The sequence below is a fragment of the Streptomyces xiamenensis genome (assembly GCF_000993785.3).
Classification (GTDB): Bacteria; Actinomycetota; Actinomycetes; order Streptomycetales; family Streptomycetaceae; genus Streptomyces; species Streptomyces xiamenensis.
This window is the reverse complement of the sequence record NZ_CP009922.3, coordinates 324516-342311: the sequence shown is the minus strand read 5'-3', so window position 1 is coordinate 342311 and position 17796 is coordinate 324516. Positions and strand designations below refer to the sequence as shown.

Sequence of the window (17796 nt, the reverse complement as noted above, 5' to 3'; positions counted from 1 at the left end):
GAGAGTGAGAGGCCAGCCGACGATCCTGCACCTCGACATGGACGCCTTCTACGCCTCGGTCGAGCAGGCGGCCAAGCCGTCGCTGCGCGGCAAGCCGGTGATCGTCGGCGGGCTCGGGCCGCGCGGCGTGGTGGCCACCGCCTCCTACGAGGCCAGGCGGTTCGGGGTGCACTCGGCCATGCCGATGGGCCAGGCCAGACGGCGCTGCCCGAACGCCGCCTATCTGTATCCGCGCTTCGATGTCTACCGCTCGGTCAGCGAGACCGTGATGGGACTGCTGCGGGAACTGTCCCCGCTGGTGGAGCCGCTGAGCCTGGACGAGGCGTTCGTCGATCTGGTGGCCGGCGGCACGGCGCACACCGCCGCCGAGGCCGAGGCGGTGGGGCACGCACTGCGCGCCCGGATCCGGGTGGCCACCACACTGAGCGGCTCGGTGGGCCTGGCCGGTTCCAAGATGCTCGCCAAGATCGCCTCGGAGCGGGCCAAGCCGGACGGGCTGGAGCTGATCGTGCCCGGCACCGAGCGGGACCTGCTGGCCCCGCTGCCGGTCCGTACCCTGCCCGGGGTCGGCCCGGCCACCGACGGCGTGCTGCGCCGGGCCGGGATCAGCACCGTGGGCGACGTGGTGCGGGCCGGTGAGACGGAGCTGCTGCGCCTGCTGGGCACCGCGCACGGCGGCGGGGTGCACGCGATGGCCCTGGGAATCGACGACCGTCCGGTGGTCGCCGAGCGCGACGCCAAATCGGTCTCGGTGGAGGACACCTTCGACGTGGACCTCACCGACCGGGCCCGGGTGCGCCACGAGGTGGACCGGCTGGCCGAGCGGTGCGTACGGCGGCTGCGCGAGCACGGCCGCTCCGGGCGCACCGTGGTGCTGAAGGTACGCAGCCACGACTTCTCCACCCTGACCCGCTCGGACACGCTGCGCGGGCCCACCGACGATCCGGCGGTGGTGCGGGAGCTGGCCGCGCGGCTGCTGGAGGGGGTGGACACCACCAACGGTGTCCGGCTGCTGGGGGTGGGCGTCACCGGACTGGCGGATTTCACCCAGGAGGATCTGTTCGCGCAGGCGGGCGCGAGGGCCGAGGGCGAGGAGGACGGCGGTGACAGCGCGCCCGAGCGGGCGGACCCCGCCGGGGCCGCCCCGGAGGCCGGGCCGGCCCCCGACCGCCGGTGGCTTCCCGGCCTGGACGTGGAGCACACCGGGCACGGCCCCGGCTGGGTGCAGGGCAGCGGCGTCGGGCGGGTCACCGTGCGGTTCGAGACGCCGGGCTCCGCGCCGGGCCGGGTGCGGACTTTCGCGGTGGACGATCCGGAGCTCAGCCGCTCCGGCCCGCTGCCGCTGACCGGCGGCCCTCAGCGCTCCTCGTCCGGCGGCGAGGCCAGCCGGCCGAAGTCCTGATCGGGCGGCGTGGCGTCATCCTCGGGCGCCGCCATCGGCACGTCGAGACCGTAGTGGTGGTACAGCTGCAGCTCCTGCTCGGGGGAGAGGTGCCGCCCCACCCCGAAGTCCGGCGCGTCCTTGATCAGCGCCCGGTCGAAGGGCACCCGCAGGGACTCCTCGACCAGCTCGCTGGGCTCCAGGGGCACGAACGCGTCCCGGCTGAAGAGTCCGGTGCGCACAGCCGCCCATTCGGGTGCACCGGTCGCGTCATCCAGATAGACCTCGTCCACCGTGCCGATCTTTGCTCCGTTCCGGTCGAACGCCTTGCGTCCGATCAGGCTGCGGGGATCGATATCGGTCTGCACGGTTCCTCCCACGGTTCATCACTGCCGGGCCGCACGCCCCTTCGCCTTCACGTAACGGCACATACCCGGAGTCGGCCAGTCGAGTCCACCGGCACCGGGAGCGGGGCTCCCTCTCCATGTTCGCAGCCCGAAGGCCGCTGGTAGGCTCGAAAACGGTTGACGACCTCGTGCGGGAGAGTCCACCGGTCCTGTGGCCGGCGGCGCCGAAGGAGCAAATCCTCCCCGGAATCTCTCAGGCCCCCGTACCGCACGGGCGAAACCACTCTGGAAAGCAGGGTGACGGCCGGACATCCGTCCCGGCCCCGCCCTCACCGACGGTGAAAGCCGTGCCAACGCCCGACGGGGCGGCGGCGCGGTGAAGCTCTCAGGTCGACATGACAGAGGGGGAGGCCGCAGCAGGCACCGCCCGGTGGTTGCGGGTCCCAGCGACCAGGAGGCCCCCAGATGTCCGAACGCCCACTCCCGCTCAGCGCACTGGAGCACGGCTCGCCGTTCGCGGCCCGCCACATCGGCCCCGACGCCACCGACCGGGCGAAGATGCTCGCCCAGGTCGGCTTCGGCTCCCTCGACGAGCTGACCTCGGCCGCCGTGCCCGCCTCCATCGCCGGCTCCGGACCGCTGCGGCTGCCGCAGGCCCGTTCGGAGGCCGCCGTGCTGGCCGAACTGCGCGCGCTGGCCGACCGCAACCAGGTCCTGACCTCCATGATCGGCCTGGGCTACTACGGCACGTTCACCCCGCCGGTCATCCTGCGCAACGTCATGGAGAACCCCGCCTGGTACACGGCGTACACGCCCTACCAGCCGGAGATCTCCCAGGGCCGCCTGGAGGCCCTGCTGAACTTCCAGACCGTGGTCTCCGAGCTCACCGGGCTGCCCACCGCCGGCGCCTCGCTGCTGGACGAGGGCACCGCCGCCGCCGAGGCCATGGCGCTGTCGCGGCGGGTGGGCAAGGTCAAGCAGGGCGTCTTCCTGGTCGACGCCGACACCCTGCCGCAGACCGTCGCCGTGCTGCGCACCCGCGCCGAGCCCACCGGGGTCGAGGTGGTGGTCGCCGACCTGACCGAGGGCATCCCGCGGGAGGCCGCCGAGCGCGGGATCTTCGGCGTCCTGCTCCAGTACCCGGGGACCGGCGGCGCGGTGCGCGACCCGCGCCCGGTCATCGAGCGCGCCCACGAGCTGGGGGCGGTCGTCACCGTCGCCGCGGATCTGCTCGCCCTCACCCTGCTCGCCTCGCCGGGCGAGCTGGGCGCGGACATCGCGGTGGGCACCAGCCAGCGGTTCGGCGTGCCGATGGGCTTCGGCGGCCCGCACGCCGGCTACATGGCGGTCCGCGAGGCGTACGCCCGCAGCCTGCCGGGACGCCTGGTGGGCGTCTCCCGGGACGCGGACGGCAAGCGCGCCTACCGGCTGGCGCTGCAGACCCGCGAGCAGCACATCCGCCGGGAGAAGGCCACCAGCAACATCTGTACGGCGCAGGTGCTCCTGGCCGTGATGGCCGGCATGTACGCCGTGTACCACGGCCCCCAGGGGCTGGCGGACATCGCGCGCCGCACCCACCGCTACGCCGCGCTGCTGGCCGCCGGGCTGCGCGCGGGCGGCGTCGAGGTGGTGCACGGGGCGTTCTTCGACACCGTCACCGCCCGGGTTCCGGGCCGCGCGGAGCAGATCGTGGCCGCCGCCCGCGAGGCGGGCGTCAATCTGCGCCAGGACGGGTCCGACCTGGTCGGCATCGCCTGCGACGAGACCACCACCCGCGCGGAACTGGCCGCCGTGTGGGCCGCCTTCGGCGTGGACGGCGCGCACACCGACATCGACGCGCTGGACGCCGCGACGCCGGACGCGCTGCCCGGCGCGCTGCTGCGCACCGACGAGTACCTCAGCCACCCGGTGTTCCACCAGCACCGTTCCGAGACCGCGATGCTGCGCTATCTGCGGCGTCTGGCCGACCGGGACTACGCGCTGGACCGCGGCATGATCCCGCTGGGCTCGTGCACCATGAAGCTCAACGCCACCGTCGAGATGGAGCCGGTCACCTGGCCGCAGTTCGCCGCGCTGCACCCGTTCGCGCCGATCGAGCAGGCCGAGGGCTACCGCACCCTGATCCGCGAACTGGAGGACGGGCTCGCCGAGATCACCGGTTACGACAAGGTCTCGCTGCAGTCCAACGCCGGGTCGCAGGGCGAGCTGGCCGGGCTGCTCGCGGTGCGCGCCTACCACCGCGCGAACGGTGACCCGCAGCGCACCGTGTGCCTGATCCCCTCCTCGGCGCACGGCACCAACGCCGCCAGCGCCGTGATGGCCGGGATGAAGGTGGTCGTGGTGGCCACCGGCGAGAACGGTGATGTGAACGTCGAGGACCTGCGCGCCAAGATCGAGCGGTACCGGGACGAGCTGGCGGTCCTGATGGTCACCTACCCCTCCACGCACGGGGTGTTCGAGGAGGGCATCCAGGAGATCTGCGCGGCGGTGCACGACGCGGGCGGCCAGGTGTACGTGGACGGTGCCAACCTCAACGCGCTGGTGGGGCTGGCCCGTCCGGGACGGTTCGGGGCGGACGTCTCGCACCTGAACCTGCACAAGACCTTCTGCATCCCGCACGGCGGCGGTGGCCCCGGGGTCGGCCCGGTGGCGGTGCGCGAGCACCTCGCCCCGTACCTGCCCGGTCATCCGCTCCAGCCCACCGCGGGACCCGTGGACGGTCCGGTGGGCCCGGTCTCCGCGGCGCCGTGGGGCTCGGCCGGCATCCTGCCGATCTCCTGGGCCTATCTGCGGCTCATGGGCCCAGAAGGGCTGCGCGAGGCGACCCAGACGGCGGTCCTGGGCGCCAACTACATCGCCAAGCGCCTGGAACCGCACTACCCGGTGCTCTACACCGGGCCCGGCGGTCTGGTGGCGCACGAGTGCATCATCGACGTCCGGCCGCTCACCAAGGCCACCGGTGTCAGCATCGACGATGTGGCCAAGCGGCTGATCGACTACGGGTTCCACGCGCCGACGATGTCCTTCCCCGTTGCCGGGACGCTCATGATCGAGCCGACCGAGAGCGAAAATCTGGCCGAACTCGACCGATTCTGCGATGCGATGATCGCGATTCGGGCGGAGATTGACCGAGTTGGTGCGGGGGAGTGGCCCAAGGACGACAACCCGCTGGCCGGCGCGCCGCACACCGCGGTGCAGCTCACCGAGGAGTGGACGCACCCGTACAGCCGTCAGGACGCCGTTTTCCCGGGCGACACGGGCCGCGAGGACAAGTACTGGCCGCCGGTGCGCCGCATCGACGGCGCGTTCGGCGACCGCAACCTGGTGTGCTCGTGCCCGCCGGTGGACTCCTACGAGGACTGAGGGCTGACAGCCCAGGGCTGAGAGCCCAGGACCGAGGCCGACGCCGTCCGGGCCGGCTCCCCACAGCGGGGAACCGGCCCGGACACGTACCACCTGCGTGTGGTGCGCCGCCGGTCAGCCGGTCGGCGCCGTGATCGTCAGGCGGCCGGCGAGCACCGGCAGCAGGGTGTCCGCGCGCACCGGGAGATCCCCGGCGATACCCGGCGGCGCCGGAGCGAGCGGCACCAGGATGTCCTGCGGCAGCGGCGAGCCGGCGCCCGGCTCCGCCGTGGGATCCGAGTGCAGCCACAGGGTGAGCATGTACAGCTCCGGAATCGACAGCAACCGGGGCTGATAGGTACCGGGAAGCTGCTCGGCGCGCCGTACGGCCCGCTCCGTGGAGGCGATATAGGGGCCTTCCCCGAAATGCGAGAAAGCCCAGCCGTCCGGGGTCAGCATGGTTTCCGCGGCTCCGACGGCGCGGCCACCACTCTCCAGCAGAAAACGCCATCCGGTCAGCCGGGAGAGGGCCGCTCCGGTGGGATCGGGGACCGGTGTCAACCGGTGCACGGACAGGGGAAGCACGGGGCGCAGAGCCCCTCGATTCAGATAGATCGGGTGCGGGGAACGCACCGTCGTGGACTGGAGCGCGGCACTCAGGCTGCGCTCGGCGGCAGCAGGAGCGGGCGGGATGTTCAGGGGCATGTCGGGTCGCCTCTCGCTTCGGAGTAGGTCGCCTCTTCCAGGGGAGACATGGCGCTTCAGGATGTTATACGACGCGTGTTCTCGTTATGTTTCCACTAGCCCACCGAAAAAGTTTCGGCAAGAGGTAATCAGGCCGCCCTGTGCGCGAAGTATCCCTCTGGGATATGCCCATGTGTGGGCCGCGCCACGCACGGTCCGGTGTTATCGGCCGATGGTGGTGGGCATGATCGGTGCACCGACGGACGAGGAGGTGTGCCGCATGGGTGCGAAGGTCGCGGCCGACCGGTTCGATCTTGCTGACCGGGAACTTTTCCGGGCCAGACTGCATGCGTGCGTGGAGAGCCTGCGCCGGCTGCTCGCGGAGCGGCGCTTCGACGGGCCACGGGAGTCCATCGGCCTGGAGGTGGAACTCAGTCTCGCCGACCGCGACGGCGCCCCGCGCATGGTCAATGGCGAGGTGCTGGCGAGAATGGCCACCCGGGATTTCCAGACCGAGCTCGGTCAGTTCACCCTTGAATTCAATATGACCCCGCGCACCCTGGCGGGCCGGGTGTTCGACGACCTGGCGGAGGAACTGCGCGTCGCCTTCGGTTATGCGGACACGGTGGCCGGGGAATTCGACGCCAACATCGTGATGATTGGAGTTCTGCCCACTGTCACAGGAGACGAGCTGGCTCCCACCAGCCTCTCCCAGGTCGACCGCTATATGATGCTGAACGACCAGATACTTGCGGCCCGCGGCGAAAGAATCAAGGTCGAACTGGCCGGAGCCGAAACGCTGGAACGCTCCTTCGACTCCATCGCCCCGGAATCCATCTGCACCTCGGTGCAATTCCACCTCCAGGTCACTCCGGACCGGTTCGCCGACACCTGGAACGCCGCCCAGTGCGTCACCGCGGCACAGATAGCGGTGGGCGCCAATTCCCCGTTCGTCTTCGGTACCCAGCTGTGGCCGGAGACCCGCCCGCCGTTCTTCCTCCAGGCCACCGACAGCCGTCCCCCGGAGCTGGCAGCCCAGGGCGTACGCCCGCGCACATGGTTCGGCGAACGCTGGATCGACTCCGTCACCGATCTCTTCGAGGAGAACCTGCGCTACTTCCCCGCGCTCATCCCGCTGCGCGACGAGGAGGACCCGCTCGCCGTTCTGGCCGCAGGCGGCATCCCCCAGCTGTCCGAACTCGGCCTGCACAACGGCACCGTCTACCGCTGGAACCGTCCGGTGTACGCGGTGGCCGACGGCGTACCGCATCTGCGGGTGGAGAACCGGGTGCTGCCCACCGGCCCCACGGCCACCGACACCGTCGCCAACGCGGCCTTCTACTACGGACTGGTGCGCGCCCTGGCCGACCAGGAGCAGCCCGTGTGGCACCGGCTGCCGTTCGCCACCGCCGAGGAGAACTTCCACACCGCCTGCCGGGAGGGCATCGACGCCGAGCTGACCTGGCCCGATCCCGACGGCGACGGGCTGATCACCCGCCCGGCCGCGCGGCTCATCGAGGAGACCCTGCTGCCGCTGGCCGCCTCGGGCCTGGACGCGTACGGCATTCCGGCCACCGACCGCGACCACTACCTGTCCGTCATCGCCGAACGATGCCGCCGCGGGATCACCGGGGCCGGCTGGCAGACTCGGGTCTACCACCAGGAGGTGGCGAACGGAGCCGACCGCCGTACGGCCCTGTCCCGGCTCGTGACCCGCTACTGCGAACTGGCGCGCACCGACGCGCCGGTGCACAGCTGGCCGATCGGGAGCTGACCGCGCCGCGCGCCCGCGCCGCTCCGTCCAGCCGCCCCCGCGGTGGCGGAGCGTCGGCGCGGCGAACGGAGTGAAGGTGCGGCTGTTGAACCCGGAGAGTCCGGCCCGGGCGGGCGGCGGGCGGGTGCCCGCGCTGCCCGGGGAGAACGACCGGCGGATGCTGAGCCGGGAACTGCTGCTGGTGCTGGCCCTGTCCCTGGGGGCCAGCGGCATCGCCGCGGTGATCCGCTTCGTCGGGGCGCTCACCCGCCCCGGCGGACTCGCCGACCAGGCCGCCACCCTCAACGGCTCGCGTGCCCCCGGCCGCCCCTGGCTCGACCTGGTGTGGCAGGTGTTCGCGATCAGCACCGCCCTGGTGCCGGTCCTGCTGGTGGCCCATCTGCTGCTGCGCGAACCGGGCCCGGGTGGCACCGGGATGCGGGTGATCGGCTTCGACCTGCGCCGGCCGCGCTTCGACCTGGCCTGGGGCGCGGTGGTCGCCGCCGGCATCGGCGGCAGCGGCATCCTGCTCTACCTCGGCGCGCACGCGGCCGGCGCCAACCTCACCGTGGTGCCCGAGTCACTGCCCGAGGTGTGGTGGAAGTTCCCGGTGCTGATCGCCTCCGCGCTCCAGAACTCCATCGTGGAGGAGGTGATCGTGGTCGGCTATCTGCTGCGCCGCCTGGACCAACTGGGCTGGAGCGCGCCGGCCGCGCTGCTCACCTCCTCGCTGCTGCGCGGCTCCTACCATCTCTACCAGGGCATCGGCGGGTTCATCGGCAATGTCGCCATGGGCGTCATCTTCGTGTGGCTGTACCGCCGCTGGGGGCGGGTGATGCCGCTGGTGGTGGCGCACGCCCTGATCGACATCGTGGCCTTCATCGGGTACGCGCTGCTGGCCGGTCATGTGAGCTGGCTGCCCACCGCCTGACCCGGGCCCGCCAGCAACGCGCCGTCGATGACGGTGACGGCTGTGCCGGTCAGCAGCGTGCGGTCACCGGCCATCTCCATGCGCACGGTGCCGCCGCGGGCCGAGAGCTGGCGGCCGGTCAGCCGGGTACGGCCGGTGCGCCGCGCCCAGAACGGGCCGATCGCGGTGTGCGCGCTGCCGGTCACCGGGTCCTCGGGGATACCGACCGCCGGGAAGAAACAGCGGGAGGCGATGTCGTAACCGGAGCCCGGGTCATCGGCGGGGGCGGTCACGATGACCTGGCCGAGCCGGCCGATGTCCGGGGTGAGGCCGGCCACCGTGCGCTCGTCCGCCAGTTCCACCAGGAACTCGGCGATCGCGGGGCCGGGGGAGTGCACCGACACCGGCCGCGCCCCCAGCGCCTCGGCGAGCCCCGGCGGGATGTCCAGCGGCGTCAGCGGCGCGGTGGGGAAGTCCAGCGTGATCGCCCCCTCCGTGTCCGGCCGGGTGGTGACGACGCCGGAGCGGGTGGCGAACCGCAACAGGCCCGGGGCGACGCCGTTCCCGTACAGCACGTGGGCGGTGGCGAGGGTGGCGTGGCCGCACAGCTCCACCTCGGCGGTCGGGGTCAGCCAGCGCAGGGCGTAGTCGGCGTCGTCCCGGCCCGGGGTGGGCACCGCGAAGGCGGTCTCGGGCAGATTGACCTCGGCGGCCACGGCGCGCAGCCAGTCCTCGTGCGGCCAGCTGTCGAGGAGGACCACCCCGGCCGGGTTGCCGGAGAAGGGGCGGTCGGTGAACGCGTCGACGATGCGGATTCTCATGGCCGGCACGTTAGGCGGCGCGGCGCGCGGCCGGCCACGGCCAATCAGGCGTTCGTGGACCGCTGTGCGGTCAGATAGGACGGGAGGGCGACCCCGGCGGCCAGATCCGGGGCCGCCACCGGTGCGCCGGTCGAGACGGAGACCGGCAGCACGCCACTCCAGTGGGGCAGTTCCCGGTCCTCGGGCTCGTCGTTCGGGCCGCCGGTGCGGAACTTGGCGGACACCTCGGTCAGCTCGATGGCCAGGACGGCGGTGGCGGCCGCCTCCTTGCCGTTGGCGGGGCGGCAGTCGGCGGAGCGGCCCGGGATCGCCTGATCGACGATGGCGTCCAGCGCGGCGGCCTTCTCGGCCGGATCCGTGACCTGCCGCGCGGTGCCGTGCACCACCACCGAGCGGTAGTTGACGGAGTGGTGGAAGGCCGAGCGGGCCAGCACCAGGCCGTCGACATGGGTGACGGTCACACACACCGGCAGCCCCTGCGGCGCGCCGCTCGCCGTGCGCAGCGGGTACGAACCGGTGGAGCCGTGGACGTACAGCCGCTCACCGACCCTCGCGTACAGGGTGGGCAGCACCACGGCGGCACCGTCGCGGACGAAGCCGAGATGGCACAGATAACCGTCGTCGAGGATGCCGTGCACCCGCTCCCGGTCCCAGGAGGCACGCTGGGCGGCGCGGGTGGGGGTGGTGCGCGCGGTGCGCGGGTAGCTGCCGGTGGCGTGGTCGGCGGTGGGCACGCGTTTCTCCTTGCCCTCGATATTGCATTAGTGCATAATCTTGTTTGTGCTAGGAGATTATCGCATTACGGGACGGGGTGCGGCTGATATCGCCGCGAGCGTGGAACGGGGCATCGGCTCCGGAGATCTCGCGCCCGGCCAACTCCTCCCGCCCCAGCGGGAACTGGCCGCATCCCTCGGGGTCAACCCGAACACCGTCGCCGCCGCCTACCGCACGCTGCGCGAGCGCGGACTGATCGAGACCGCAGGACGGCGCGGCAGCCGGGTGCGGCACCGCCCCGCCAGCACCTCGCGCGACGACACGGTCCGCGTCCACGTACCGCCCGGCGCCCGCGACATCTCCGACGGAAACCCCGACCCCGCCCTGCTGCCCCCGCTGGGCCCGGCACTGGCCGCGGCCGGCGAACGCTTCGCCACGGCCCCGCCGATGTACGGCGCGCCCCCGGTCAGCGAACGGCTGGCCGCCGCCGCCCGCGCCGAACTCGCCGCCGACGGCGTACAGGACGCCCCGCTCACCGTCGCCTCCGGCTCTCTGGACGCCATCGAACGCGTCCTCGCGGCCCATCTGCGCCCCGGCGACGCCGTCGCCGTCGAGGACCCGGGCTGGGGCAGCCTCCTGGACCTCGTCCCCGCGCTCGGGCTGCGCGCCCTGCCCATGACGGTCGACGACGAGGGCCCGCTGCCCGGCGACGCCGAACACGCCCTGGAGCGCGGCGCCCGCGCCCTGGTGGTCACCGCCCGCGCCCAGAACCCCACCGGGGCCGCCGTCACCGCACAGCGCGCCGCAGCGCTGCGGGCCGTCCTCGCGGCCCACCCGCAGACCCTGCTCATCGAGGACGACCACGGCCACCACATCGTCGATCTGCCGCTGCACACGCTGACCGGTGCCACCCGGCACTGGGCGTTCGTCCGCTCGGCAGCCAAGGCGTACGGGCCGGACCTGCGGGTCGCCGTGCTGACCGGCGACGAGCTGACGGTCGACCGGGTGGGAGGGCGGCACCGGCTCGGACCCGGCTGGGTCAGCCATCTCCTCCAGGAGACAGTCGCCGGGCTCTGGCACGGCGGGGCCGTCGATCCGGTCGCGGTGGCCGCCTCCTACGGACGGCGGCGCGAGGCACTGTTGGCCGCCCTCGCCGACCGCGGCGTCACCGCGCGGGGCCGCAGCGGTATGAACGTCTGGGTACCGGCCCCGGAGGAGACCGGCGCCGTGACCAGGCTGCTCACCGCCGGCTGGGCGGTGGGCCCGGGCGCCCGCTTCCGGCTGGCCTCGCCACCCGGCATCCGGCTCACCGTCTCCCCCCTGGGCCCGGCCGACATCGCCCCCCTCGCGGACGCTGTGGCGGCGGCCCTCACCCCGGGCGCCGTGCGCCGGTACGACTAGCCGGCCGCCCGCCGCTCCGTGGCCGCCAGGTACTGGCGCAGTGTCCGACGGGACTGGAGGAGTATGTCGATCTGCTCGTCCAGTCCGGCTATGCGCGCCCGAAGCAGTTCCAGTGTTTCCGGGCAGGGCTTCAGATCGGGGTCCCCGCCCGTGACGCACGGTTGGAGGTGGCCGATCTCCTGAGTCGACAGCCCGGCCGCCAGCAGTTTCCGGATCTGGGACACGGTCAGCACGGCGTCTTCACCGTAATCGCGGTAGCCGTTGCCGCCACGGACAGGCCTCAGCAGGCCCTGAGCCTCGTAGTACCGCAGTTGGTGCGCATTGACCCCGGTCCGCCGACTCAGCTCCCCGATCAGCACGCGCATTCCCCCTTGACCTTCATACCGGTGTGAACGTTGACGATTGTGCCAGCGAACGGAGAAGGAGCACCTGATGCACAACGGCACACCTGTCACGGTTCTGGGCCTTGGACTGATGGGCGGCGCCCTCGCCGAGGCGTTCCTGCGTGCGGGACACCCGACGACCGTGTGGAACCGCACGCCGGCCAAGGCCGACGGTCTCGTGGTTCGGGGCGTGATGCTCGCACCGTCCCCGGGGGCCGCGATCGCGGCATCCCCGCTCGTGGTGGTCTGCGTATCCGACTACGACGCCGTGGCGGATGTCCTCCACGGACCGCTCGATGGTCGCGTCGTGGTGAACCTGACCTCGGGCACGCCCTCGGGCGCCAGAGAGCTCGCCGCGGAGGTGGTGCGCCGCGGCGGTGGTTACCTCGACGGCGGGGTTATGGCCGTCCCGGAGGCGGTCGGCACGGCTGACGCCGTGCTCGCCTACAGCGGGCCGCGACCGCTGTACGACGCCCACGCGTCGACCCTCGGCAGTCTCGGCACGGGCCTCCACCTCGGAGACGACCCCGGCCTCGCAGCCACACACGAGATGGCCACCCTCGTCCTGATGTGGAGCATGCTCGACGGCTTCCTCAACGGCGTTGCGATCCTCGGCCCGGCCGGTGTGTCCGCCACGGCGTACCTCCCCGTCGCGCAGACCGCGATCGACATCGTGGCAGGCTGGCTTCCGGGCTACGCGCGGCAGGCCGATGACGGCGTCCACCCGGCCGACGATGGCACCGTGGACACCCACCTGACGGCAATGACGCAGGTGGTCCGGGAGAGCGAGCTGCTCGGCGTCAACTCCGAGCTTCCGAGGCTCATCAGGGCACTGGCGGAGCGAGCGGCGACCGCCGGCCACGGCGGCAGCGGCTACACGGCGCTGGTGGAACAGTTCCGCAAACGGTGATTCGCTCGCGCGGCGGCCGGGCCCGGACTCGGGCCGGCCCGGCACTGCCGGTACCGGACCGTGGTCGGAGGGCTCGACGAACACTCCGCCCGGCGGTTCTTCTTTCCGCAGCGCGCCCTGAGATCGTGCATCGATCCCCGGGCGTACATCGAACGTGATGGCGGCCTACTTGGTGCCGGAAGCCGATCAGCGGCATGATCCTGGCCATGTCTGAGCTGCCTTCCCGCCTCTCTGTGGTGACCCTCGGCACCCGTGACCTGCCGGGGTTGCGCCGGTTCTACCGCGGTCTGGGATGGGAGGAGATCCCCTCCAGCGACGATGAGTGGGCGGGTTTCCTGCTCGGTGGCGTGCTGCTGGCGCTGTACCCGGTGGATGAGCTGGCCGCCGAGGCGGCGACCGCGATCCCGTCTCCCGCTGGGTGGTCGGGCATCACGCTCGCCTGCAATGTGGACAGCCCTCAGCAGGTGGATGCTGCCTTCACGACCGCGGTGGCGGCGGGTGCCGTCGCAGTGGCTGATCCGGTGGACCGCCCGTGGGGCGGCCGGTCGGCGTACATCGCCGACCCGGAGGGCAATCGCTGGGAGATCGCCTGGGCATCCGGTGCGAGGTTCGACGACCGTGGTGCGTTGACCGGTTTCGGAAGCTGAGGATCCGTGCTCGTCACAGCCACTCGTTGGTGGCCGCGACGAGAACGGTTGCCTCGTGGCGGACCACGATCAATACGCCTGGCCCCCGGCCCACCTGCGCAGCAGCGCTTCGCGCTCCTCCGGGGGCGGGGTCGTGTCGTCCGTCTGCTCGCGGCGCCAGGCGAGCAGGTCGCCGACCCGGGCTCCGCCGCCGGCGATCCGGTCCAGGAGCGTCCGGGAGAGCGCGAACTCGGCCGGCGAGTAGATCCCGCCGACGGCGGAGGCGTAGAAGCTCAGTTCCGCGGTGCGGTCGGCCGTCTCCACCCGCAGTGTGCAGGAGGGGGGTCGCCGGCGTCGCCGGTCACCGCCGCGTACAGCGCCCCGAGGGTCAGGGCCACCCGGCGCCGTGCGACGGAGCGCACCTTCACGTCGCGGATCTCGACCCGCCGCACCTCGTCCCAGCTCCAGGACGGGTCGGGGGCGTTCCCCAGGCCCTGGACCCCGTCCTCCGTCAGCCGAACCCCCGATGTCGGGCCGATCGGCTCGGCCCCCAGATGGACCGACTCCTCGGTGATCCAGAACAGGCCGACCATGGCCACGGGTGCCTCCAGCGAGAGCGTACGAGGGGCGTACGGCCATGCGTCCGCCGGTGTGCGTGTCGGCAGAGGGGACGACCGGGGCCGCCGCGCAGTTCCCCGCGTGGTCACCCCGGGGCCGGGTCAGCGGCGCGGCTCCCAGCGGAAGAGTCGCGAGGCGAGCGCCACGGAGGCGACGACCCAGCCGAAGGTGGGCGCGAGCAGGATCAGCGAGTCCGTGACCGCGACCCCGCCGTTCCAGGAGTCGACCAGGAGCTCGGTGGCCGAGCCGCCCGGCAGCAGCCGCTTGAGTGTGGCGAGTTCCTCGGTGCCGCTGATGCCCACCCAGCTGGCGACGGCGATGACGCCGAGGCTGACCGGCAGCGTGGTCACCTGGGCGTGCTCGGGCGAGTTCGTCAGACCGGCGGTGGCCAGCGCCAGGGCGAGCATCATCGCCACCACGGCGAGGACCCCCACCGCCAGCAGCGCGACGTTGGCCGGACTGCCGCTCACCCCTGCCAGCGCGGCGAGGATCGCGACCACCTGGACCAGCGCGATGACGGTGGCCGGGAACACCAGGCCGGACAGGATGCTGGTGTCGCCCGCCGCGGTGGAGCGCAGCCGCTTGAGGAAGAGGTTCTGGCGGCGGGAGGCCAGGGTGGTGACCGTGGTGGTGTAGAGGCCGAAGGCCCCCACGGTGAACACCACCACCGCCGCGATGTAGCCGAGGCTGCCCAGCTCGGCGAAGACCTCGTGCTGGTGGATGAAGTAGGCGCTGACCGCCACGGGCATGATGAAACTGGTGACCAGGATCAGCCGGTTGCGGAAGATCTGGATCAGCTCGCTGAGCGCGATGGAGAGCATGGTGAAGGCGTCTTTCCGGGAAGGGTGCCGGGTGGGTGCTGGTGGTCAGTTGCTGCCGATGGCGCGGAAGACGTCGTCCAGCCGCGTCGGTCCTGCCTGGAGGTCCCGCAGTTCCACCGCGTTGTCCTCGGCCCAGCCGAGCAGGGCGTGCAGGTCCTTCTGGAGCCCGAAGGTCTCGATGACGTATCCGCCCTCGCGCTCCCCGTCGGGCCTGGCGTGGAGCGGGAGCGCCGACGCCTGTGCCGGGAGGGTGAAGCGGATGACGGCGGGCAGGGTCCGGGTCAGCTCGGCGACGGTCCCCTCCTGGTGAAAGGCGCCCTGGTGCATGAGTCCGATCCGGTCGGCCCGCTGCTGGGCCTCCTCCAGGTAGTGCGTGGTCAGCACGATGGTGGAGCCGTCCTCGCGCAGCCTGTCCACGGAGTCCCACAGATCGTCCCGGGACTGGATGTCCAGACCGGTGGTGGGCTCGTCCAGGAAGATCAGCTCGGGCGATCCGTAGATGGCGGTCGCGAAGTCCAGCCGGCGCTTCTCGCCCCCGGACAGTTGGGAGACCTTGGTGCCGGCCTTGTGCGTGAGGTCCACGATGCCCAGCACGCGTTCGGCCTTGTCGGTGCGGCGGGTGAGGTCCCCGATCAGCCGGACCGATTCGCGCACCGTCAGGTCCGGGGAGAACCCGCTCTCCTGGAGCATGATGCCCATCCGGGGCCGCACCGTGCTCCGGTCGCGCGGGCTGTGGCCGAAGACCCGTACGGTCCCCGACGTGGCGGTGCGGTGGCCCTCGATGATCTCCAGGGTGGAGGTCTTGCCGGCTCCGTTGGTGCCGAGCAGCGCGTAGAACTCTCCGCGCCCCACCTGGAAGGACAGGTCCTTCACGGCGTGGAAGTCGCCGTAGACGAGGTTCAGACGGTCGACATCGATGACGGGTGTGGTGGTCATGCACCGATTCCATCCGGCGCGGGACGTCCCCGGCAGTGGCGTGGTGTCATCGGCGGCGATGACGTTCCTCAGCCGAAACCCATGACACGGTGTCACTGGTGTGCCGTCCGGGCCGGCCGAATACTGCGGACAGTGACCCCGCCGTTCGATCCCGGGAGAGCCGCACATGGGCGACAGATCTCCGCGCATGCCGCTGATGGCCGGTATGACCGTCCTCGTCGTGGTGTGCGCGGTCTACTTTCTCCACGCCCTCGACCTCGGCCTCTACCCTGACGGCATGGAGTCCTGGCTGGAGAACAACCGGTGGCCGATGTGGACGGCGGCCGCCCTCACCGTGCCGGCCGCGCTGGCGTTCCCCCTGCTGGGGCAGATCACCCCGCGGCCGGGGGAGGACCGGTGAGCACCTTCTACCTGGCCCCGCACTCCACGATGGATCACTCCGAAGCGATCTCCGGGCGGCTGCGTACGCTCAACCGCGCCACCGTGCTGCCCCCGCTCACCCTCGTGGGCGTGATGCTGGTGGTCGTCGACTCCAGCACCTGGTGGAACGCCACCGTGCTGACCGTGAGCCTGGTCGTGGCCCTGGTGTTCATCGAACGCTGGGCCCGGGGCGACACCTCCCGCATCGCCCTGACCTGTCTGGCCATCACGGCGGGGGTGTGGGCGTACGGGGCGCTGTTCGCCGGTCTCCAGACCGCGTCCTACGGCCTCACGATCGTGGGTCCCACCCTCATCCCGCAGCTGCGGCGGCACCGGGCCCTGGCGGCCGTGGTCCTGGTCGCCTTCGTCGGTGCCGTGGGCGCGGGGCGGCTGATCGTGGCCCCGCACGCCTTCTCCGAGGACCTGCTCCCGTACTTCGTCGTCCCCACCGGCGTCACGGCGATGGCCACCGGCCTCACCTTCGCCAACGAGATGTTCTACAAGCTCATGAAGGAGTCGCGCGAGCGCGAGGCGGAGCTGGCCGTCTTCCGGGAACGCGTGCGGTTCGCCGGCGATCTGCACGACATCCAGGGCCACACCCTGCACGTGGTGAAGCTGAAGATCGCGCTGGCCGAGAAGCTGCTGGACAGCGATGTCGGGCGTGCCCAGGAGGAGCTTCGGGAGGTGCGCGCCCTGGTCGGCGACACCATCACCCAGACCAAGGAACTCGCGCACGCCGAACGGCGGCTCAACCTCTCCGTCGAGCTGGAGAACGCGAAGAACCTCTTCGAGGCCGCGGGCATCCGGGTGCGCGTGGACCGTGACCCCGGGATGGACGAGCGGGCGGCGAACGAACTGCTCGGTCAGGTCCTGCGCGAGACGACCACCAACATCCTGCGGCACGCGCAGGCCACCCACGTACGGATCACCCTCGACGGATCGGGCATCACCATCGTCAACGACGGGGCGGGGACGGCTGCGCTCACCCGGCTCAGCGGACTGTCCGTCCTGCGCGAGCGGGTGGGGGACGAGGGAGGCGAGCTGACGGTCGAGCAGCAGGACGGACGCTTCCGTACGTCCGTGGCGTTCCCGGCCTTGGCGGGGGAGGAGCTCCGATGACCACCGTGGTGCTCGCCGACGACGAGGCGCTGCTGCGCAAGGCACTGGCCGCGCTGCTGGCGCTGGAGGACCGGATCACAGTGCTCGCCGAGGCGGAGGACGGCGCCTCGGCGGTACGGGCCACGCTGGAGCACCGCCCGGACGTGCTGGTCATCGATCTGGAGATGCCCGGGGTGGACGGGCTCGGCGCCGTGGAACAGATCCGCCGGGTCCGGCCGCAGCAGGTGATCCTCATGCTGACCCGGCACGCGAGGCCGGGCGTGCTGCGCAAGGCGCTGCGGCTGGGCGTCCGGGGCTTCGCCAGCAAGTCCGCCGAACCCGCTCACCTCACGGAGATCATTCACGCCCTGCACGAGGGCCGGCGGTGGGTCGACCCGGACGTCTCCGCCCTCGCCGTCGTCGACGACTGCCCGCTCACCGAACGGGAGATCGATGTGCTGCGGGCGACCGGCGAGGGGTACTCGGTCGTCGACATCGCCGCCCGGCTCCACCTCGCGCAGGGCACCGTGCGCAACTACCTCTCGCACGCGATGCAGAAGACCCAGACCAGGACCCGGCACGAGGCGGCCCGGTACGCGCGCGAACACGACTGGCTGTGACCGGGCGGTGC

At 71.9% G+C, this 17796-nt stretch carries 19 protein-coding genes and 1 riboswitch; of the genes, 10 read left to right on the top strand and 9 right to left on the bottom strand.

Features of this window, described 5'->3' with window-relative positions; translation table 11 throughout:
* The first annotated feature begins 4 nt into the window (after positions 1-4).
* Positions 5-1402 carry a DNA polymerase IV gene (locus SXIM_RS01440; RefSeq protein WP_030726933.1) on the top strand — a complete coding sequence of 466 codons (1398 nt, stop codon included), beginning with the start codon at positions 5-7 and terminating at the stop codon, positions 1400-1402.
* On the opposite strand, the gene SXIM_RS01435 is transcribed toward SXIM_RS01440, so the two are convergent.
* Entirely contained in the window at positions 1357-1761 is a 405-nt protein-coding gene (locus SXIM_RS01435) for a PRC-barrel domain-containing protein (RefSeq protein WP_078635146.1), read from the bottom strand. The genes SXIM_RS01440 and SXIM_RS01435 overlap by 46 nt on opposite strands.
* 148 nt (positions 1762-1909) lie before the next feature.
* Positions 1910-2007: riboswitch (glycine riboswitch) on the top strand.
* Positions 2008-2193: 186 nt separating this feature from the next.
* On the opposite strand from SXIM_RS01435, the gene gcvP reads away from it, so the two are divergent.
* Positions 2194-5091 (top strand): aminomethyl-transferring glycine dehydrogenase, encoded by a 2898-nt coding sequence (gene gcvP / locus SXIM_RS01430; RefSeq protein WP_046722709.1) that lies wholly within the window; start codon positions 2194-2196, stop codon positions 5089-5091.
* A gap of 114 nt (positions 5092-5205) precedes the next feature.
* Here gcvP and SXIM_RS01425 read toward each other — a convergent pair whose 3' ends face one another.
* Positions 5206-5775: a hypothetical protein gene (locus SXIM_RS01425; protein WP_030726924.1), complete on the bottom strand. Its 570-nt coding sequence runs from the start codon at positions 5773-5775 to the stop codon at positions 5206-5208.
* A 259-nt stretch (positions 5776-6034) separates the two neighbouring features.
* Here SXIM_RS01425 and SXIM_RS01420 point away from each other — a divergent pair, with 259 nt between their 5' ends.
* The gene (locus SXIM_RS01420; protein ID WP_046725381.1) at positions 6035-7528 is read left to right on the top strand and encodes a glutamate-cysteine ligase family protein; all 1494 of its coding nucleotides are present in this window, start codon (positions 6035-6037) and stop codon (positions 7526-7528) included.
* A 76-nt stretch (positions 7529-7604) separates the two neighbouring features.
* Positions 7605-8438, top strand: a complete 834-nt coding sequence (locus tag SXIM_RS01415) for a CPBP family intramembrane glutamic endopeptidase (RefSeq protein WP_030726918.1) — start codon at positions 7605-7607, stop codon at positions 8436-8438.
* Here SXIM_RS01415 and SXIM_RS01410 read toward each other — a convergent pair.
* Positions 8411-9238: a PhzF family phenazine biosynthesis protein gene (locus SXIM_RS01410; RefSeq protein ID WP_030726915.1), complete on the bottom strand. Its 828-nt coding sequence runs from the start codon at positions 9236-9238 to the stop codon at positions 8411-8413. The genes SXIM_RS01415 and SXIM_RS01410 overlap by 28 nt on opposite strands.
* A gap of 44 nt (positions 9239-9282) precedes the next feature.
* The gene (locus tag SXIM_RS01405; protein ID WP_043176904.1) at positions 9283-9972 is read right to left on the bottom strand and encodes a pyridoxamine 5'-phosphate oxidase family protein; all 690 of its coding nucleotides are present in this window, start codon (positions 9970-9972) and stop codon (positions 9283-9285) included.
* A 46-nt stretch (positions 9973-10018) separates the two neighbouring features.
* Here SXIM_RS01405 and SXIM_RS01400 point away from each other — a divergent pair, with 46 nt between their 5' ends.
* The gene (locus SXIM_RS01400) at positions 10019-11353 is read left to right on the top strand and encodes an aminotransferase class I/II-fold pyridoxal phosphate-dependent enzyme (RefSeq protein WP_046722708.1); all 1335 of its coding nucleotides are present in this window, start codon (positions 10019-10021) and stop codon (positions 11351-11353) included.
* Here the strand turns inward: SXIM_RS01400 and SXIM_RS01395 are convergent.
* Positions 11350-11712, bottom strand: a complete 363-nt coding sequence (locus tag SXIM_RS01395) for a MerR family transcriptional regulator (RefSeq protein WP_030726907.1) — start codon at positions 11710-11712, stop codon at positions 11350-11352. The two genes, SXIM_RS01400 and SXIM_RS01395, sit on opposite strands and share 4 nt — an antisense overlap.
* A gap of 73 nt (positions 11713-11785) precedes the next feature.
* Here SXIM_RS01395 and SXIM_RS01390 point away from each other — a divergent pair, with 73 nt between their 5' ends.
* Positions 11786-12646 (top strand): NAD(P)-dependent oxidoreductase, encoded by an 861-nt coding sequence (locus tag SXIM_RS01390; RefSeq protein WP_030726904.1) that lies wholly within the window; start codon positions 11786-11788, stop codon positions 12644-12646.
* A 194-nt stretch (positions 12647-12840) separates the two neighbouring features.
* Positions 12841-13293, top strand: coding sequence for a VOC family protein (locus SXIM_RS01385; RefSeq protein WP_199811758.1), 453 nt, complete (start codon positions 12841-12843; stop codon positions 13291-13293).
* A gap of 69 nt (positions 13294-13362) precedes the next feature.
* On the opposite strand, the gene SXIM_RS27895 is transcribed toward SXIM_RS01385, so the two are convergent.
* The 4 genes from SXIM_RS27895 to SXIM_RS01370 all read right to left on the bottom strand — a co-directional run bounded on the left by SXIM_RS27895 (position 13363) and on the right by SXIM_RS01370 (position 15647).
* Positions 13363-13596 carry a hypothetical protein gene (locus SXIM_RS27895; RefSeq protein WP_246156819.1) on the bottom strand — a complete coding sequence of 78 codons (234 nt, stop codon included), beginning with the start codon at positions 13594-13596 and terminating at the stop codon, positions 13363-13365.
* Positions 13566-13871 carry a hypothetical protein gene (locus tag SXIM_RS27890; protein ID WP_246156816.1) on the bottom strand — a complete coding sequence of 102 codons (306 nt, stop codon included), beginning with the start codon at positions 13869-13871 and terminating at the stop codon, positions 13566-13568. Before SXIM_RS27890 ends, SXIM_RS27895 begins: the two co-directional genes overlap by 31 nt.
* 120 nt (positions 13872-13991) lie before the next feature.
* On the bottom strand, positions 13992-14711 hold the full coding sequence (locus tag SXIM_RS01375; protein ID WP_030726895.1) for a hypothetical protein: 720 nt from the start codon (positions 14709-14711) through the stop codon (positions 13992-13994).
* A gap of 45 nt (positions 14712-14756) precedes the next feature.
* Positions 14757-15647: an ABC transporter ATP-binding protein gene (locus SXIM_RS01370; RefSeq protein ID WP_030726892.1), complete on the bottom strand. Its 891-nt coding sequence runs from the start codon at positions 15645-15647 to the stop codon at positions 14757-14759.
* 166 nt (positions 15648-15813) lie between these two features.
* Between SXIM_RS01370 and SXIM_RS01365 the strand changes: the two genes are divergently transcribed.
* The 3 genes from SXIM_RS01365 to SXIM_RS01355 are packed head-to-tail and all read left to right on the top strand — an operon-like array spanning position 15814 to position 17785.
* On the top strand, positions 15814-16047 hold the full coding sequence (locus tag SXIM_RS01365) for a hypothetical protein (protein WP_148236058.1): 234 nt from the start codon (positions 15814-15816) through the stop codon (positions 16045-16047).
* The gene (locus SXIM_RS01360) at positions 16044-17186 is read left to right on the top strand and encodes a sensor histidine kinase (protein WP_218941153.1); all 1143 of its coding nucleotides are present in this window, start codon (positions 16044-16046) and stop codon (positions 17184-17186) included. Before SXIM_RS01365 ends, SXIM_RS01360 begins: the two co-directional genes overlap by 4 nt.
* Positions 17183-17785, top strand: a complete 603-nt coding sequence (locus SXIM_RS01355) for a response regulator transcription factor (RefSeq protein ID WP_046722706.1) — start codon at positions 17183-17185, stop codon at positions 17783-17785. Before SXIM_RS01360 ends, SXIM_RS01355 begins: the two co-directional genes overlap by 4 nt.
* Positions 17786-17796: the final 11 nt, after the last annotated feature.

Excerpts from the sequence above, each read along its gene's own strand:
- gcvP (WP_046722709.1), top strand. The coding sequence starts at position 2,194 with ATGTCCGAACGCCCACTCCCGCTCAGCGCACTGGAGCACGGCTCGCCG.
- SXIM_RS01425 (WP_030726924.1), bottom strand. The coding sequence starts at position 5,775 with ATGCCCCTGAACATCCCGCCCGCTCCTGCTGCCGCCGAGCGCAGCCTG.
- SXIM_RS01420 (WP_046725381.1), top strand. The coding sequence starts at position 6,035 with ATGGGTGCGAAGGTCGCGGCCGACCGGTTCGATCTTGCTGACCGGGAA.
- SXIM_RS01410 (WP_030726915.1), bottom strand. The coding sequence starts at position 9,238 with ATGAGAATCCGCATCGTCGACGCGTTCACCGACCGCCCCTTCTCCGGC.
- SXIM_RS01390 (WP_030726904.1), top strand. The coding sequence starts at position 11,786 with ATGCACAACGGCACACCTGTCACGGTTCTGGGCCTTGGACTGATGGGC.
- SXIM_RS01385 (WP_199811758.1), top strand. The coding sequence starts at position 12,841 with ATGATCCTGGCCATGTCTGAGCTGCCTTCCCGCCTCTCTGTGGTGACC.
- SXIM_RS01375 (WP_030726895.1), bottom strand. The coding sequence starts at position 14,711 with ATGCTCTCCATCGCGCTCAGCGAGCTGATCCAGATCTTCCGCAACCGG.
- SXIM_RS01370 (WP_030726892.1), bottom strand. The coding sequence starts at position 15,647 with ATGACCACCACACCCGTCATCGATGTCGACCGTCTGAACCTCGTCTAC.
- SXIM_RS01365 (WP_148236058.1), top strand. The coding sequence starts at position 15,814 with ATGGGCGACAGATCTCCGCGCATGCCGCTGATGGCCGGTATGACCGTC.
- SXIM_RS01355 (WP_046722706.1), top strand. The coding sequence starts at position 17,183 with ATGACCACCGTGGTGCTCGCCGACGACGAGGCGCTGCTGCGCAAGGCA.